The organism is Ruegeria meonggei (assembly GCF_900172215.1).
In the GTDB taxonomy this organism is placed as follows: domain Bacteria; phylum Pseudomonadota; class Alphaproteobacteria; order Rhodobacterales; family Rhodobacteraceae; genus Ruegeria; species Ruegeria meonggei.
The window spans coordinates 18,345-34,186 of sequence record NZ_FWFP01000006.1 but is presented as its reverse complement, the minus strand read 5'-3'; the positions used below and the strand labels follow the sequence as shown (position 1 = coordinate 34,186).

The 15,842-nt window shown below is 56.9% G+C and carries 16 protein-coding genes; 10 read left to right on the top strand and 6 right to left on the bottom strand.

Going from position 1 to position 15,842, the window contains the following annotated elements:
- Positions 1 to 12: 12 nt before the first annotated feature.
- The 6 genes from iolD to RUM8411_RS11225 are packed head-to-tail and all read left to right on the top strand — an operon-like array spanning position 13 to position 6,381.
- A complete protein-coding gene (iolD, locus tag RUM8411_RS11250; protein WP_085822813.1) occupies positions 13 to 1,845 on the top strand; it encodes a 3D-(3,5/4)-trihydroxycyclohexane-1,2-dione acylhydrolase (decyclizing) in 1,833 nt (610 codons plus the stop codon).
- A complete protein-coding gene (gene iolE, locus RUM8411_RS11245; protein ID WP_085822812.1) occupies positions 1,842 to 2,741 on the top strand; it encodes a myo-inosose-2 dehydratase in 900 nt (299 codons plus the stop codon). Before iolD ends, iolE begins: the two co-directional genes overlap by 4 nt.
- A 48-nt stretch (positions 2,742 to 2,789) precedes the next feature.
- Entirely contained in the window at positions 2,790 to 3,971 is a 1,182-nt protein-coding gene (locus RUM8411_RS11240; protein ID WP_085823032.1) for a phytanoyl-CoA dioxygenase family protein, read from the top strand.
- Positions 3,972 to 4,013: 42 nt separating this feature from the next.
- Complete coding sequence (iolB, locus tag RUM8411_RS11235; RefSeq protein ID WP_085822811.1) at positions 4,014 to 4,820, top strand: 5-deoxy-glucuronate isomerase; 807 nt, start codon at positions 4,014 to 4,016, stop codon at positions 4,818 to 4,820.
- Positions 4,817 to 5,575 (top strand): SDR family NAD(P)-dependent oxidoreductase, encoded by a 759-nt coding sequence (locus RUM8411_RS11230; protein ID WP_085822810.1) that lies wholly within the window; start codon positions 4,817 to 4,819, stop codon positions 5,573 to 5,575. Before iolB ends, RUM8411_RS11230 begins: the two co-directional genes overlap by 4 nt.
- Positions 5,576 to 5,601: 26 nt before the next feature.
- Complete coding sequence (locus RUM8411_RS11225) at positions 5,602 to 6,381, top strand: TIM barrel protein (protein WP_085822809.1); 780 nt, start codon at positions 5,602 to 5,604, stop codon at positions 6,379 to 6,381.
- A gap of 67 nt (positions 6,382 to 6,448) precedes the next feature.
- Here the strand turns inward: RUM8411_RS11225 and RUM8411_RS23155 are convergent, their stop codons facing one another.
- From RUM8411_RS23155 to RUM8411_RS11215, 3 genes are read right to left on the bottom strand one after another with little or no spacing between them, the layout of a single operon-like run.
- Positions 6,449 to 6,580, bottom strand: coding sequence for a hypothetical protein (locus RUM8411_RS23155; RefSeq protein ID WP_268808354.1), 132 nt, complete (start codon positions 6,578 to 6,580; stop codon positions 6,449 to 6,451).
- Positions 6,581 to 6,634: 54 nt separating this feature from the next.
- On the bottom strand, positions 6,635 to 7,348 hold the full coding sequence (locus tag RUM8411_RS11220; protein WP_085822808.1) for a response regulator: 714 nt from the start codon (positions 7,346 to 7,348) through the stop codon (positions 6,635 to 6,637).
- A complete protein-coding gene (locus RUM8411_RS11215) occupies positions 7,341 to 9,572 on the bottom strand; it encodes a hybrid sensor histidine kinase/response regulator (protein ID WP_234995197.1) in 2,232 nt (743 codons plus the stop codon). Before RUM8411_RS11215 ends, RUM8411_RS11220 begins: the two co-directional genes overlap by 8 nt.
- Positions 9,573 to 9,832: 260 nt before the next feature.
- Between RUM8411_RS11215 and RUM8411_RS11210 the strand changes: the two genes are divergently transcribed.
- The 4 genes from RUM8411_RS11210 to RUM8411_RS11195 all read left to right on the top strand — a co-directional run bounded on the left by RUM8411_RS11210 (position 9,833) and on the right by RUM8411_RS11195 (position 13,126).
- Complete coding sequence (locus RUM8411_RS11210) at positions 9,833 to 10,672, top strand: alpha/beta fold hydrolase (RefSeq protein ID WP_085822806.1); 840 nt, start codon at positions 9,833 to 9,835, stop codon at positions 10,670 to 10,672.
- A 78-nt stretch (positions 10,673 to 10,750) separates the two neighbouring features.
- Positions 10,751 to 11,581, top strand: coding sequence for a class I SAM-dependent methyltransferase (locus RUM8411_RS11205; RefSeq protein ID WP_085822805.1), 831 nt, complete (start codon positions 10,751 to 10,753; stop codon positions 11,579 to 11,581).
- Positions 11,582 to 11,740: 159 nt separating this feature from the next.
- Positions 11,741 to 12,100 carry a group I truncated hemoglobin gene (locus RUM8411_RS11200; protein WP_085822804.1) on the top strand — a complete coding sequence of 120 codons (360 nt, stop codon included), beginning with the start codon at positions 11,741 to 11,743 and terminating at the stop codon, positions 12,098 to 12,100.
- Positions 12,101 to 12,103: 3 nt separating this feature from the next.
- Positions 12,104 to 13,126, top strand: a complete 1,023-nt coding sequence (locus tag RUM8411_RS11195) for an adenylate/guanylate cyclase domain-containing protein (RefSeq protein WP_085822803.1) — start codon at positions 12,104 to 12,106, stop codon at positions 13,124 to 13,126.
- Between the two features lie 30 nt (positions 13,127 to 13,156).
- Here RUM8411_RS11195 and RUM8411_RS11190 read toward each other — a convergent pair whose 3' ends face one another.
- Genes RUM8411_RS11190 through RUM8411_RS11180 form a run of 3 tightly spaced genes read right to left on the bottom strand, consistent with a single transcriptional unit; the run spans position 13,157 to position 15,810 of the window.
- Entirely contained in the window at positions 13,157 to 13,999 is an 843-nt protein-coding gene (locus tag RUM8411_RS11190; RefSeq protein WP_085822802.1) for a class II fructose-bisphosphate aldolase, read from the bottom strand.
- Positions 13,996 to 14,832: a 5-deoxy-glucuronate isomerase gene (locus tag RUM8411_RS11185; RefSeq protein ID WP_085822801.1), complete on the bottom strand. Its 837-nt coding sequence runs from the start codon at positions 14,830 to 14,832 to the stop codon at positions 13,996 to 13,998. The genes RUM8411_RS11190 and RUM8411_RS11185 overlap by 4 nt, the downstream gene beginning before the upstream one ends.
- A gap of 9 nt (positions 14,833 to 14,841) precedes the next feature.
- Entirely contained in the window at positions 14,842 to 15,810 is a 969-nt protein-coding gene (locus RUM8411_RS11180; protein ID WP_085823031.1) for a PfkB family carbohydrate kinase, read from the bottom strand.
- Positions 15,811 to 15,842: the final 32 nt, after the last annotated feature.

The window sequence follows — 15,842 nt, the reverse complement described above, 5'->3', positions numbered from 1 at the left end:
AAAGGGATCACAATGGGTAAGACTATCCGACTGACCGCAGCGCAAGCTCTGGTCCGCTATCTTGGCGCGCAGATGAATGAGGCCGGAGAGCCCTTTATCGCAGGTGTCTGGGCCATATTCGGCCACGGTAATGTAGCTGGTCTGGGCGAGGCGCTGCACGGCGTTAAAGACAGCCTGCCAACCTATCGCGGCCATAACGAACAGACCATGGCGCATTGTGCGATTGCCTATGCCAAACAGATGTGCCGCACCCGTGCGATGGCAGTGACGTCCTCGATCGGGCCGGGCGCGACCAACATGGTCACGGCGGCTGCGCTTGCGCATGTGAACCGGCTGCCGGTTCTAATCATTCCCGGAGACGTGTTCGCCACGCGCGGCCCGGACCCGGTGCTTCAGCAGATCGAGAGCTTTGGAGACGGCACCGTCAGCGCCAATGACTGTTTCAAACCTGTCAGTCGGTATTTCGACCGTATCTCACGGCCTGAACACCTGTTGACGGCGCTGCCGCGCGCGTTTCGAACCATGACGGATCCGGCCGATTGCGGCCCGGCGACTCTGGCCTTTTGTCAGGACGTGCAGGCCGAGGCATATGATTACCCCGAAAGCTTTTTTGAGCCGCGCGTCTGGTATCAGCGCCGCATTCGTCCGGATGAGGGCGAGCTGGCCCGTGCTGTAGCGGCCATCAAGGTTGCAAAGCGCCCTGTTATCGTGGCGGGCGGCGGGGTCCACTACTCGGGTGCAACCGATGCGCTGCAGAGCTTTGTTGAAACGCATAACATACCGATTGTTGAAACGCAGGCCGGGAAATCGGCTTTGGCCTGGGACCACCCGCTGAACCTTGGTCCTGTCGGGGTGACCGGTGGCGAGCCAGCCAACGCCATTTGCGCCGAGGCCGATCTGGTGCTGGCGGTTGGTACACGTCTGCAGGACTTCACCACCGGGTCCTGGGGCCTGTTTTCCAACCCCGAACGCGAGATGGTGTGCCTGAACACCGCCGCCTATGACACCGAGAAACACGGCGCGATGCCGTTGCAATCGGATGCGCAAGTCGGTTTGCAGGAACTGGGCGCATCTTTGGCAGGATATCGCGCCGGTGCTGTGGCCGACACGCTCAAGTCTGACTGGTACGGCAAGGTCGATAAGCTGACCAATGCACCCAGTGACGGCAATGCGTTGCCTACTGATATGCAGGTGGTGGGCGCGGTTCAGCGGATCTCGAATGACAACACGGTCGTGATGTGTGCAGCAGGCACCATGCCCGGCGAACTGCACAAACTGTGGAAGGCGCCGCGTCCGGGTGCCTATCACATGGAATACGGGTTCAGCTGTATGGGGTATGAGATCGCAGGCGCTATGGGCATCAAGATGGCCCAGCCTGATCGCGATGTGATCTGCTTTACCGGTGACGGCACCTACATGATGGCGAACTCGGAAATGGCGTCAGCCGCGATGATGGGTATTTCCTTCACCGTTGTGATTACCGACAACCGAGGCTTTGGCTGCATCAACCGACTGCAGATGGGCACCGGTGGGGCCGAGTTTAACAACCTGCTGGACCACGCGGTGCATGAAACGCCCTCGGCCATAGATTTTGCCGCCCATGCGGCTGCGATGGGGGCGACTTCGGTCAAGGTAGCCTCAATTGCCGAGCTTGAGGGCGCGCTGGCCAAACGCAACGATATCAAAGGGCCTTACGTGGTGGTCATCGACACCGATCCCTACCCGTCAACAGAATATGGCGGCACATGGTGGGAAGTGGCCGTCCCCGAAGTCAGCACTCGCCCCGCAGTGAATGAAAAGCGCGCGGCCTATGAAGTCGCCATCAAGGAAAGAAACACGAAATGAGCGTGAAAATCGGGATCTCTCCGATCGCCTGGCAGAATGATGATCTGCCGGACCTGACGGCGGCGTACACCATGGAGCAAGCGCTGAAAGAGGCGCGCGAAATTGGCTATACCGGCGTTGAGCGTGGGCAGCGGATGCCTGGCGATACCGAAGGTCTGCGGGCTTATCTCGACGGCAACGACATTGCGCTGTGCGGTGGCTGGTGTTCCGGTGCGTCGCTGGTCAACGACTTTGCGACCGAGCGCGACGCAGTGCGAGAACAGGTTGAGCAGTTCGTGGCCCTGAACAGCCCTTGTATCGTTTATGCCGAATGCTCAAACACCATTCAAACACAGGCAGGAACGCCTGTGAACGACCGCCCCAAATTGTCGAAAGATGAGGTTCTGGCCTATGCGGCCAAGATCAGCGAATTGGCCAAATGGATGGCGGATCAGGGCATGCCGATGGCCTATCACCATCACATGGGCACGATCATCGAAAGCGAAGATGACGTGAATTGGCTGATGGAGGGCTCGACCCCCGAGGTCAAACTGTGCTTTGACACCGGCCACCTGCTGTTTGGTGGCGGCGATGTGATGGCAACCCTGAACCGCTGGGGCGACCGGGTGCATCACGTGCACTTCAAGGATATCCGCCCTGCGGTGGTACAGAACACGCGTGAAAACAATCTCAGCTTTCTGGATGCGGTGATTGCGGGGGCGTTCACGGTCCCCAGCGATGGGTGTATCGATTTCCAGGCCGTGGCGAATGCACTTAAGGCGATGGAATATGACGGCTGGATCGTGGTCGAGGCCGAGCAAGACCCGGCCAAGGCACCGCCCTATGAGTATTCAAATATGGGCTATGAACATATCGTCGATATCTGCGAGCAGGCGGGATTGGAGATCATCAGTTAAAGAACCGCCCCACGGGGCAGCACCGAAGCCATGAAAAAGGAGAATATCATGGTACATCAACAGCTTGGATATGTCGGATATTTTGACCGAGAATCCTGTGATCTGGATGAGTTTAAGGTGTTGACCTCGCAGAGCTTGACTGCCGTGGTTGTCCCCCATGCCGCGGCGATTGAAAACAACGTTCCCGTGTACGACATGCAAGCGCTGCGGCCGGTTCTGGACGACCCGGACCAGCGGCGGGCATTGATGGCGGAATGGGCTCATGTGATGAACGCCTCAGCGGGTGTGATTGCCCTCAAAGGGGCATATGCCGATACATCGGTGATTGACCGGGCCACCGATGTCTTTCGTCAGATCATTGACGATGAACGTCAAAGCGTGTCCGGCGAAGGCGATCATTTTGCGGCTTCGGGCGCCAATGACCGCATCTGGAACGCACTGCAGAAACACTGTCTGCGCGATCCCGAAGGTTTTGCGCTTTACTACGGAAACATCGCAATTGCCGCCGCCTGTGAGGCGTGGCTGGGCCCCAACTATCAGATGACCGCTCAGGTCAATCAGGTGCGTCCCGGCGGTCAGGCGCAACAAGCACATCGGGATTACCATCTGGGGTTCCAAAGCGCAGAAAACGCCGCCCGTTATCCCATCCACGCGCATATGGTCACGGAAACGCTGACCTTGCAGGGGGCGGTCGCCCATTGCGATATGCCGGTGGAAAGCGGGCCAACCAAGCTGTTGCCGTTTTCCCAGCTCTACGGGCCGGGATATGTGGCGTTCCATGATCCGGCGCATCGGGCGTATTTTGAGCAGGCCTATATCCAGCTGCCTCTTTCAAAAGGGGACGCGGTGTTCTTCAACCCGGCGCTGTTTCATGCCGCTGGTGAGAACAGCAGTGCGGATATCCACCGGATGGCAAATCTGTTGCAGATATCCTCGGCCTTTGGGCGTGCGATGGAGGCGATTGACCGGCAGACTATGTCGCAGACGGTTTTGCCCGCGTTGGCGTCTTTGAAACAGGGTGGCGGGCTAAGCGTAGCCGAGCTGGATGCAGCAATTGCCGCAACAGCCGAGGGCTATCCGTTCCCGACCAACCTGGACACTGACCCGCCAAGTGGTGGCAACGCACCGGAAAGCCAGGCCGATATCCTGCACCGGGCGGTCGGTGAGGGATGGTCCGAGGCGCAGCTGAGACAGGCTCTGTCAGCGCTGAAAACCAAACAACTGGCTTGATGCTATATCTTGGGCAGTTCTGCCCGTGAAGGAGGACACCCCATGGCAGATCTGCTCAAGAAACCATTCGGCGCGCGCGGCAAAGTGCACGACATAACGCCAACAAGTGCCGGTTGGCGGTATGTAGGGTTCGGCCTGTACCACCTGCGCGCCGGTGACACGGCCGCCGAGGCCACAGGCGACCGAGAGGTCATTCTGGTCATGGTCGAAGGCAAAGCGCGTATCTCGGGTGCGGGTCAGGATTGGGGCGTGCTGGGCGACCGGATGAACGTGTTTGAAAAGACGCCACCCCATTGCCTTTACCTGCCCAACGGCACCAATTGGGAGGCGGTGGCCGAAACAGATTGCGTCGTCGCCGTATGTTCCGCCCCCGGCCAGGGTGGGCATACCGCTCGCAAAATCGGCCCGGACGGCATCACCCTGACCGAACGCGGCAAGGGCACCAACACGCGTCATATCAACAACATTGCGATGGAGAATGAAGACTACGCCGACAGCCTGCTGGTGACCGAGGTGTTTACGCCAAACGGTCATTGGTCGTCTTACCCCAGCCATCGCCATGACGAGGATGACTACCCGCGTATCACCTATCTGGAAGAGACCTATTACCACCGTCTGAACCCGGCCAGCGGGTTTGGCATTCAGCGAGTCTATACCGATGACGGGCAGCTGGATGAGACCATGGCGGTGTCAGATGGCGATGTTGTGACCGTCCCGCGCGGCCATCACCCTTGCGGAGCTCCTTACGGGTTTGAGATGTACTACCTGAATGTCATGGCAGGCCCCTTGCGGAAATGGCGTTTTGTCCCGGCCCCCGAGGTCGAATGGATCATGGAGCGTGACAATTGACCCAGGATTTCGCCAACTACCCAAGCCTGGCGGGTAAAACCGTTTTCGTAACCGGTGGGGCCGGTGGCATTGGTGCCCTGACGGTGCGCGCGTTTGCTGCGCAGGGTGCAAAAGTCGGGTTCCTGGACCTCAACGCCGATGCGGGCACAGCGCTGTTGACCGATTTGGAAGGAGAGCACGTCTTTGCGCCCTGCGACCTGCGCGACATCGATGCCGTGCGGGACGCGCTGGACCAAATGACCGAAGAGCTGGGCCCGGCCCATGTTCTGGTCAACAACGCAGCCCATGACGACCGCCATGACTGGCGCGAGGTCACGCCGGAATACTGGGATGAGCGTATGGCCACCAATCTCCGCCATATGTTCTTTACCATTCAGCATGTCGCACCGGGCATGATCGCGCGGGGCGGCGGCTCGATCGTCAACCTCGGCTCAAATTCCTGGTGGGAATGCGGGGCTGGCTTTCCGGCCTACGCCACCGCCAAATCAGCGGTTCACGGTCTGACCCGAACTATGGCGCGGGAATTGGGCGACCACCGCATCCGGGTGAATACGGTTGTCCCCGGCTGGATCATGACAGACCGCCAAAAAGACCTGTGGGTGACGCCTGATGCGCTGGCCAAACAGGTGGATCGGCAATGTCTGCCCGATCCTATCGACCCGGTCTATGTGGCACGGATGGTGCTGTTTCTGGCCTCTGACGATTCCGCGATGTGCAGCGCAGGGAACTTCATGGTCGAAGGCGGGTCGATCTGATCCAATTGAACAAATCGAGGGCTGAAATGCCGCAACCCTTCCAACTTGCAGCATGTGCCGAGATGTTGTGGCTCGACAAACCAATTGACTGGCGCGCTGCGCGACTGACTGAAATGGGATTTGGTGTTGGCCTATGGAACTGGCCAGCCTGGGATCTGGTCAAGCTTGAGCGCGTTGGCGCGAACTACACGATCATGAATGGCTATCTTCAGGGCCGTCTTGCGGATGATGAAGGGGCTGACATGCTGCTGCAATCTGCGCGTGAAACAGCGCAGATCGGCAAGCGTCTGGGAGTAGATCGTCTGAACCTCCACGGCACCGGTTTGGGCGATGGAGGAATTCCGATCTGGCAGCATGATGTCGTGACCGGCAACATGTGGTTGAAGGCACGGGATACGCTGCATCGTATCTGTGAACTGGCTGACGAAGAAAAAGTCGTCTTCACGCTGGAAAACTTGAACCTGGTGGATCATCCCGGTTGCCCCTTTGGATCAACCGAAGATGCTCTGGCACTTGTTTCCTCGGTTAATCACCCGCGTCTGCGCATCAATCTGGACCTTTATCACACGCAGATCGGAGAGGGTGACCTGATCCGCTGGTGCGAGAAATGCCTGCCGTGGATTGGAGAAGTTCAGTTGGCCGACAATCCTGGCCGTTGTGAGCCGGGAACCGGAGAGATAAACTTTGCTGCCATTGCACGGGCACTAAATGAAATGGGATACCGTGGACCTGTCGGTATGGAAGCGTTTGCGGTGAGCGACTCGGAAACGGCGCTCGAGGCCTTCCGGACTGCCTTTGCGATCTAAGGGTGTATCGGTGCCCTGCCGTTGCAGTGGGGCGCCAAGTAGATGGATCACGGTGTGAGTAGCGGCCTTAATCGAGCCGTGCGTCCCACAGGAGAGTGCCGCGGTCAAACCGTTCGGGATCGCGATTGACGGTTTCACGCATTGCGTCGCCTAAGGCCATGCGCAGTACAGTGTCGATGTTGAATTTGCAGATTGGCATCTCGCACCCCAATCACGCGCTGTGTTCGACTGAAACGCAGCACGGTTTCTGACCTTACTTTGGATCATAAACATACCCGATGCCCCGCACGGTTCTGATGATCTCGGGCTTTTCCGGGTTGCTTTCCAGCTTTCGGCGCAATCGGGATATCCGGATGTCGATGCTGCGGTCGAAAGGGTCCCACGACCGGTCATGTGCTTGCTCCAACAGTTGGTCCCTGTTCAAAACCCGCCCTTTGTTTTCCGAAAAAACCTTGAGCAAGCTGTATTCCATTGCGGTTAACGGGACTTCGGAGCCGTCAGCGGCAAGCAGTTTGGCTGCGTCTTTGTCCAGGGTGAAGCTGCCAAAGGCTGTGCGGGACTCACCGGCGTTGTCGGTGGCCGTTGTCCCTTTGATCGCTTCACGGCGCAGAATGGCCTTTATCCGGGCTTCGAGCTCGCGCAGGTCTACGGGTTTGCCAAGATAATCATCCGCGCCCATTTCAAGCCCAATCACACGATCAATCACGTCACCGGCAGCGGTCAGCATGATGATCGGAGTTGTGTTTTCAGGACGCAGAGACCGTAGAATGGAAAGGCCATCTTCCTTGGGCATGTTGATGTCCATGATCATGACATCCACTGCGCTGACAGAGAGGATGTCCCGCAGCTGTTCTCCGCCAGAGGCCGCCGACACCTTGAACCCGCGTTTGCCCAGGTATTCCTGCAGCATTTCGCGCACGTCCACCTCATCATCACACACCAGAATGTGGGTTTTCTGATTATCCATCTTTTGGGTCCTTCTGGCGGGCAAGCAACTCTTGGACAAGGGTTCTGAGTTCCAAAGGCGAAACAGGTTTTTCCAGATAGGGCAGGCCGGATTCCTCTAACAATCCCAGAGATTTCAGCCCCATCGTGTCGCCTGTGATATAGGCCGTCCGTGCCAACATGTCCGGGAAATGGGCCACCAAAGCGTCGTAAATCTTGCGCCCATCGACACCTGGCATGTTCAAATCGCTCAGGAATATGTCGTATTTCCCTGCATGAAGACGGTTCACCGCCTCTTCACCTGAGGAGACGAAATCAACTTCGAACCCTTCTTTTCGGAGTATTTCGGCGTTCAACTCGCCGACTTCGACCTCGTCATCCACGACCAGCGCTTTCAGGTTTGCCGAGGTCGAGATCGGCTCAACCGGATCGTGTGCTTCGGGTTGCTGCGTGTCGGCGGCTGGCAACGTAATGCGAAAGCACGTGCCGGAATTGTCGGTCTGATCCAGCCGTATCTGCCCGCCATGAGAGAGAATGATCCTGTGACAGAAAGCCAGTCCTATACCGGTTCCCTCGCCAACCTCTTTGGTTGTAAAAAACGGCTCAAAAATCCGATCGCGAATGGCCTTGGGTATTCCGGGTCCGTTGTCTCGGATCGTTACCTGGACCATGCTATTGTCCAGCTTTGCTTCGGCGGACAGCTCAATAAAGTCACCCTGCCCGGACGCAGTCATGGCCTGTTCGGCGTTTATGATAAGGTTGATGATGACTTGCGTGATCTGATCCGCATCGGCAGCAATTTGCGGCAAATCAGCCGGAAGCACCTGTCTGATGCTGATATCCCCCGACGTGCTGCCATACCCCACGACATCAGCGGCCGTTTCAATGACACCGGACACATCGACCTGTTCAATCCTGCTGGGTTGCTGGCGGGCCATCGCAAGGAATGTCTTGACGATCTTGGCGCAGCGTTCAGCCGCATTGCTGATCTTCTCAATCCTCACGGTCAGGTCTGGATCGGTGATTTCCTCTTTCAACATAAGCGAATGGCCCACGACCACCGAAAGGGGGTTGTTCAACTCATGGGCCACACCGGCAAGCAGCTCGCCTAGCGCAGACATCTTTTCATTCTGGAACAGCATGTCCCGTTGTTTTGAAAGTTCGTCTTCCAGCGCCAGTTCATCCGTCAGATCGCGGGTATTGGAAACGATGACTTCTTCGCCATTGAACTCGATGAGGCGCGAAGAATCCGCGCCCCAGAATTTCCGCCCATTTGCGCCGATGAATTCAATCCGCCGATCCTTGAGCGAACCCGCCTGGCGCAGGTCCTTTAAGTAACGCGCGCGCTCTGCAGGATCGGCGTAATAGGACTTTGAACTTGGGGACGGGCCAAACAGCGCGTTAATTTCAGGTGTTGCGAACAGGACTTCTCCTGTTTCGGCATGCGTCATGTTAATAGCGACAGGATAGGCCTCCATCACATGGCGGATCAGAGCATCCGCTTCTTTCTGGGCGGTGAGGTCGATAATACTGGTTACAATGACCTCTTCGCCTTTGTAGTCGATCAGCTGCGAAGATATCGTTGCAGGAAAGGTTTTGCCTTGGGCATTGCGCAGATCAAGCTTGTAATCATCAACCCGTCCGTCGGCCAAAAGATCGGTTACAAAATCGGCGCGCTCTTCCGGATTGACATAATGCTCCCGCGCCGACTTAGAGGGTCCGAACAACTGTAGGGCGGCGGGTGTACGGTACAGAATCTGACCATCCCCAATCCGCGCCATAGTCACTACGGCCGAGCTGGCATCCAGCACCTTACGGATCAAAAGATCGCCGTCGCGCTCTTCGATTTCGGCCTGTTTTCTGTCGGTGATATCCTCACGCGTGACGACAAAGCCACCCAGTTGGGTGGGGTGGACAGACACCAGGTAGGTACGCCCGTCTGTTTCGGTCAGCTCATAATCCTGAATAAACTCGATGCCGCTGGCCAGCCTGTCGGAAACCCATTGTTCCTCATTGCCGATAGCATCGGCATAGATACCCCTGCGCGCGGTCTCGCGCATCAGGATTTCCCAATCCAGACCGGGTTTCAGCAGATCGGCAACGCCCTTGTTCATCTCGGCATAGCGCGGGTTGAACATCACCAGGCGACGGTCATCATCATAAAGGGCAAAGCCTTCTTTAAGAGACTCGATGGCGTCGCGCAGAAGATCCCGCGCCCTTTCGATTTCTTTTAAATCGTTTGCCATTCCCATCGTCATCCTGATTTTCTAGGGCATCATTGTTTCAGTGCCATTTCAAAACCGGCCTCGTGTGTTTCAATTGTTTCATAAGGATCGATCTCGCACTAGGCCCCGCGGTAAATTCCCATGTTTTGAAAGCAGATAGCAGGCTGTGTGAAGCACTTCACATAGCTACAACTGAAACACTTTGCCCGCCTTTCAGCAATTACACTGAAACATTGGGGCTACAGTTATTGCTCATCACAAACGCAAGTGGGTTAAGAGTAATGACTATTTCATTTCAACCAAAAGAACATACCAATGCGCCAGTTGTTGCATTGCATTCTTCTGCATCAAACAGCGGTCAATGGACCCAACTGGCAGCCGATCTCGACGGCAGGTTTTCTGTATTTGCGTTCGATCTTCCGGGCTATGGTCGCACGCCTTTGACCGGTGACCCGTCTCAGCAGGGGGCGGCGGTCTCGGCGGCTGCCGTCATCCGGGAGATCGAAGACTTCGGTCGCGCGGTTCACCTGGTCGGCCACTCGAACGGAGGCGGCGTTGCGATCAAAATCGCCCTGATGCGGCCCGATCTGGTCAAAAGTCTGACAGTTTATGAACCGGCGGCCTTTCACTTTCTCAAACACGCCGATCACACCGGTCGGCGCCTGTTCCAGCAGATCCAATTCCTCTCGGGTATGGTAACCAGTGCAGCTGCCGAAGGAGATGCAGCGGCTGGGATGGGGCGGTTTCTGGACTTCTGGAACGGCGAGGGGTTTTGGGACAACTTGCCCACCGCAGCCCGACAGCGGTTTGCAGGCATGATCTCTTCGGTCATGACGGATTTCGCCAACGTGTTCGCGGAAACCTGGGACTTAAAGGATCTGTCCGCGCTTGAGATACCAACCCTGGTTATGACCGGTCTGGACTCTCCAGAGATTGCGCAGCACGTGTCCGTGGCCATTGCCAAGGCGTTGCCGAATTCGCGTATAGCGCTTCTGCCGGAACTTGGCCACATGGCACCGGTTATTCAACCCGAGTGGGTCAATTCCCGGATCTTCGAACACGTGGCCAGTGTTGAACGGCCAATCGTGAACTGCAGCTGGCCCACCCGCAAGGCGGCCTGACCTGCACGCATCCAAAGACTGCGACTTTTTTCGAAACTGCTGGGAACATTCCAGCGCAACACCCAAAGGATATGAAACATGGGCATTCAATCATCTATCAACCAAACCGCCGACTTTACCGCGATCAAAGCGAAACAAAATGTCGCCTGGGGGGCAGGGGACTACGCCAAAGTAGGCGTAACCCTGCAAATCACCGGTGAAGAGCTTGCCGAAGCAATGGACATGACACCAGACGCCAAGGTTCTGGACGTGGCGGCCGGGAATGGCAACGCAACATTGGCCTTTGCCAGACGCTTTTGTGACGTCACCTCGACGGACTATGTCGAGGCTCTGCTGAAATCCAGCGGCCAACGTGCCCAGGCAGAAGGCCTGTTCGTGACCTACAAGGTGGCCGACGCCGAGGACCTGCCTTTTGAGGATCAAATGTTTGATGCGGTCGTGTCCACTTTTGGGGTGATGTTCACGCCCAATCAACAGCAATCCGCCGCAGAACTTCAACGCGTTGTGAAACCTGGCGGCAAGATCGGCATGGCCAACTGGACACCCGAAAGCTTTATCGGTCAGCTTTTCAAAACTATTGGCAAGCATGTCCCGCCACCCGCCGGCGTCAATTCTCCGGCGTTGTGGGGAAGCCGGGCGTGGGTCGATGAAACCTTCGGTACCAACTGCGACGTCTCATCCTTCCGACGCAAGAACTTCATGTTTCGCTACCGGTCTGCGGAACATTTTCTGGAGTACTTCCGGACCTTCTATGGGCCGATGCAAAAAGCATTTGAGGCGCTTGACGCGGACGGGCAGGCCGCGTTGCGGGGCGATATTCTGGCGCTGATCGAGAAGTTCGATGTCTCGACTAACGACTCTCTGTGTATTTCTTCCGAATATGCTGAGATCATTGTCGCACGTCGATAACCGCGTGTGATATGGCCGCGACGCCTTTCGCCACTGGGTTCGAAGTGCGTCGCACAATTTCACCGACAGCAGATGGGCTTGAACTGAACTAACCAGAGTTTGTAGTCTGCGACTGACGGGACGCCTTTGTGATCTTGCTTAGTTTGAGAGGGTTTATTGATGACTGAACGTACGCTGTATGAGAAGTACGGAGGCTTTTCCCAAGTCAGTAAGATCGTGCTGTCGTTTTACGACACCCTGCTGGACAATGATGAGATCGGTCCGTTCTTTGACGAAGTCGACATGTCGCGGATCGTCGATCACCAGACAAAATTCATCGCCTCTTTGCTGGGTGGTCCGGCGTCTTATACGGACAAACAATTGCGCCAGTTGCATTCGCATCTCGAAATAACCGACGCCCATTTCGACGAACTTGAAACCGTCCTGCGCGGCGCATTGCTGGACCACGGTATTGCCGCCGACGACGTTGAGGCGGTTGTTGCGGAATTCGGTAAACGCCGCCCTTTGATTGTCAGGTGATCCATGACCATAGAAGCCATCAATGAACAGCTACTGCGCGCAATTGGGGTCGGGGTTGCTCTGCTGGACCGGAAAACGTTCCGGTTCGGGTTCCGCAATGACACCTTCGACGAGTGGTTCAGTAACGAAGATCAACCCGGGCAATTGCAGCAGCTGTTTCCTGATCTGGATGTCACCGCAATGCAGACCGGTCTGGCTGAAAGCGGGCGATATACCTCGGAAATCAGGTTCAAGAAGAAACGCAGAACGCTGGTGATCGCGATGGATTTCACCGCGACAAATGACGGGGTTCTTGTGCTTGTTTGCCAGAATATCACCCGTATCAAAGAACTGGAATCCATGATCGATTCCTACTCGATGATGGTTGAAAGGAACACGCGTGAGATTAAGCGCGAGAAAGAGCAGGTAGAGAAGCTCTTGCTCAATATCATGCCCCGGTCTGTCTATGAGGAATACAAGACCTTCGGCGTTGTCACGCCGCAGCTTTATGATCCCGTGTCCGTTCTTATGCTCGACTTTGTCGGGTTCACCGACATGGTTGCCTCACAGGATCCCAGCGTGACCGTCACCGAGCTGAACGATATCTACAGCGCGTTTGACCGGATCGGCGAGCAGTTTGGATGTGAGCGTATCAAGACCATAGGTGATGCCTATATCACCGTAGCAGGTCTGCCTGATCCGACCCCGGATCACGCCAAGGCGATTGCTAATACCGCCATTCGGTTTGTGCGTTATCTGGCACGCCGTAACCTAAGTCATCCGCATCAGTGGCAGTGTCGGATCGGTCTGTCCACGGGCTCCGTCGTGGGATCGGTCGTGGGTATCCAGAAATATGTCTACGATATCTTCGGGCCAGCCGTGAACCTTGCGTCTCGGTTGCAGGAGTTTTCTGAACCGATGAACATCACCGTTCAGGACGATGTCGCACATGTTCTGAAAGATCAGTTTGATCTTCAGAATATCGGCCAAAGGGCTATCCGAGGGTTCGGGGAACAGGATGTCTGGCGGCTGTCCGACAGCGACTAAGGCATAAAGCTGCGCCCTGGGATCATGAGTTCAGCGGGATTGCGGCGGCGCACCAAAGGCGCGAAGTACAGTGCGTGCGGCAGCCTCGACCGGGTCGTGCGTCTCTTTCAGGATTGTCACGCGATCGAACCGGTCCGGGTCGCTGTTGACCGCGGAGCGCAGGGCGTTGCCGAATGCCATGCGCAGTTCTGTTCCGATATTGAACTTGCAGATGGACGTCTGGCGCGCCAATCGTTTTCGCTGTTCGACCGGAACGCCCGAGCCGCCGTGGATCACCAAAGGCACATCCGTCACCGCGTCGATCCGGCGAATGCGCTCTTCGTCCAGACCCCCTTCTTTGTTTTGTTGCAGATGGACATTGCCGACCGAAATGGCCATCGCGTCCACTCCACTGTCGCGGGCAAACAAAGCTGCCTCTTCCGGGTCGGTTCCATTGGAACCTTCGCCCCCGGAATAGCCGACAAATCCGATCTCGCCCTCGCACGAAATCCTGGCCGCATGGGCCATCTCTGCAATCGCGGCGGTTTCGTCGATGTTCTGCTGCAGTGGCTTGCGCGAGCCGTCGAACATCAACGAGGTAAACCCGCTGTCCAGCGCGATCTTGCAGTCCTCGAACGTATATCCGTGGTCCAGATGGGCAACAACCGGGACCGATGCGTTCTCGGCAAGATGCCGGAACATATTGCCCAAAACCGGCAGCGGTGTGTGCTCGCGACAGCTGGGTCCCGCCTGCAGGATGACCGGCGCGTTTTCAGCCTCGGCGGCGGCCACATAGGCGCGCATGTCCTCCCAACCCAGTGTGACCAGCCCGCCCACGGCGTAACCCTGCGTATAAGCGGGCCTCAAGACGTCAGAAAGTGTAACGAGGGTCATTTGAATTTCGCGATCATGTCTTTGATGCCCGGAATCGTCTCGATCTGATAGGCATGTGTCGGCTGGAAATACTGCACCAGAGAGCGCTGGCTCAGACCGCCGAGGATGGTGAAATAATACATCTCATATCCCGGCAATACGCAGCAGGGGTGATAGCCTGTGTCGATGCAGATCGTTGAGCCATCGACGATGTGATAGGCGTCACCCGGTTCGTTGTCCTCACGCTGCAGCATCTGCAAGCCCGAGCCCCAGTTGGGTTTGAACCGGAAATTATAGGTCTCATCATGCCGGGTCTCATCCGGCAGGCGATTGGTGTCGTGCTTGTGGCTGGGAAAGCCCGACCAGCCGCCTTGCCCAACCGTGAACAGCTCGCTGACCAGCAGACGACCGACCTTGTCATGCTGTTTTTGACCTAGGATGTGCTTGATTTTGCGATGGGTTTTGGTGTCGTCGCTGCCGTATTGAACCAGATCGTGTTGGCGCACGTCAAACGGGTCGAGCACCTTGTCATATCTCGCACCGGCGATGAACACTTCGGTCTCGTCCGAGACGCAGATCAATTGAGCCTTGCTGCCAACAGGGACATAGACCCCTTCGGGGTCGCCATCCCACACGTCCTCGCCCCGCTTGCCGAGCTTGGGGAACGGCACCCCTTCGATATCGACATCGATGCTACCGGTCGCGGGGACGATGCAGGTTTCATACCCCGGTACCTGGTATTCAAACGCCTCGCCCCTCTTCAGCTTGACGATGTTAAAATAATTCAGCGGCACCGTCGAATCTTCGACATCGACGATGGGTTTGTTTTGATTGTCATAGGGCGCGATATGCATGGGTTTCTCCTATGTCGTCGGGCCGGGATGGGACGCCAGAAAAGCATCCAGTTCAGGTGTTGTTGGCATGGCGGGTGCGCAGCCGGGTTGAGAGACGACGATTGAGGCACAGGCTGAGCCGCGCATGACCGCATCGCGCAGCGAATGACCCGCCGCGATCGAGGCCAGTAGACCGGCCATGAAACTGTCGCCTGCACCGTTGGGTTTGACGGCGGTGACCGGGTAGATGCCGGTACGAATTTCCTCACCATCCATCAGGGTCACAGCACCCTGTTCGCCCATCTTGTAAATGACGATGCGGCCCGGTGCCTTAGCCAGTTCTTTGGCCTTTTCAAAGCCTTTTTCGATCCCGCCGGCCATGAACCCGAATTCCTCGTCATTGCCGACAATCAGGTCGCTTGCTTCGCCCGCGCGTGACAGAACATCGGCTGCAACTTCAGGTGAGGGCCAGCTATAGGGGCGATAATCGATGTCGAAAATCACCGGCAATCCTGCTGCGCGGGCGTTGTCAAACGCCCGGAACGTAGCGCTGCGCGATGGCTCTGCAGCAAAGACAGTTCCGGCCGAAATCGCAGCTGTGAAGGCGGAATAGTCAATCTTGTCCATGTCTTCTTCGGTGACCTGAAAATCAACGGCGCCGTTGCGATAAATGACGTTCTGGAAGTTCTCAATCCGACTTTCATAGACCGCCAGTGACATGCGGTATTCTCCGCCCAGAACGCGGATGTACTGTGTGTCCACGCCATAATGCTGCAGCCGGTTCAGGCAGAACCGACCCACCGCATCGTCCGAGACCGACGTGATCAGCGTGGCCTGACTACCCAGCTTGACCAAACCCGCGCAAATATTGGCAGAGGACCCGCCAAGATCGGCACGAAACGTTTCGGCATCCTCGCTTTTGACCCCAACCGGATCGGCAAACATGTCCATGCCTGCACGACCGAACACGGCGAACCGGTTTCCTTTGATACCGTCCATCAGGGCGTTCACATCATGTCCTCCGGCAGAAT

What these genes read in the sequence shown, in the direction of transcription:
- RUM8411_RS23155 (WP_268808354.1), bottom strand. Translation starts at nt 6,580, where the DNA reads ATGCCAATCTGCAAATTCAACATCGACACTGTACTGCGCATGGCCTTA.
- iolD (WP_085822813.1), top strand. Translation starts at nt 13, where the DNA reads ATGGGTAAGACTATCCGACTGACCGCAGCGCAAGCTCTGGTCCGCTAT.
- RUM8411_RS11190 (WP_085822802.1), bottom strand. Translation starts at nt 13,999, where the DNA reads ATGACCCTCGTTACACTTTCTGACGTCTTGAGGCCCGCTTATACGCAG.
- RUM8411_RS11215 (WP_234995197.1), bottom strand. Translation starts at nt 9,572, where the DNA reads ATGGCAAACGATTTAAAAGAAATCGAAAGGGCGCGGGATCTTCTGCGC.
- RUM8411_RS11220 (WP_085822808.1), bottom strand. Translation starts at nt 7,348, where the DNA reads ATGGATAATCAGAAAACCCACATTCTGGTGTGTGATGATGAGGTGGAC.
- RUM8411_RS11200 (WP_085822804.1), top strand. Translation starts at nt 11,741, where the DNA reads ATGACTGAACGTACGCTGTATGAGAAGTACGGAGGCTTTTCCCAAGTC.
- RUM8411_RS11225 (WP_085822809.1), top strand. Translation starts at nt 5,602, where the DNA reads ATGCCGCAACCCTTCCAACTTGCAGCATGTGCCGAGATGTTGTGGCTC.
- iolB (WP_085822811.1), top strand. Translation starts at nt 4,014, where the DNA reads ATGGCAGATCTGCTCAAGAAACCATTCGGCGCGCGCGGCAAAGTGCAC.
- RUM8411_RS11205 (WP_085822805.1), top strand. Translation starts at nt 10,751, where the DNA reads ATGGGCATTCAATCATCTATCAACCAAACCGCCGACTTTACCGCGATC.
- RUM8411_RS11195 (WP_085822803.1), top strand. Translation starts at nt 12,104, where the DNA reads ATGACCATAGAAGCCATCAATGAACAGCTACTGCGCGCAATTGGGGTC.
- RUM8411_RS11180 (WP_085823031.1), bottom strand. Translation starts at nt 15,810, where the DNA reads ATGGACGGTATCAAAGGAAACCGGTTCGCCGTGTTCGGTCGTGCAGGC.
- RUM8411_RS11210 (WP_085822806.1), top strand. Translation starts at nt 9,833, where the DNA reads ATGACTATTTCATTTCAACCAAAAGAACATACCAATGCGCCAGTTGTT.
- RUM8411_RS11185 (WP_085822801.1), bottom strand. Translation starts at nt 14,832, where the DNA reads ATGCATATCGCGCCCTATGACAATCAAAACAAACCCATCGTCGATGTC.
- RUM8411_RS11240 (WP_085823032.1), top strand. Translation starts at nt 2,790, where the DNA reads ATGGTACATCAACAGCTTGGATATGTCGGATATTTTGACCGAGAATCC.
- iolE (WP_085822812.1), top strand. Translation starts at nt 1,842, where the DNA reads ATGAGCGTGAAAATCGGGATCTCTCCGATCGCCTGGCAGAATGATGAT.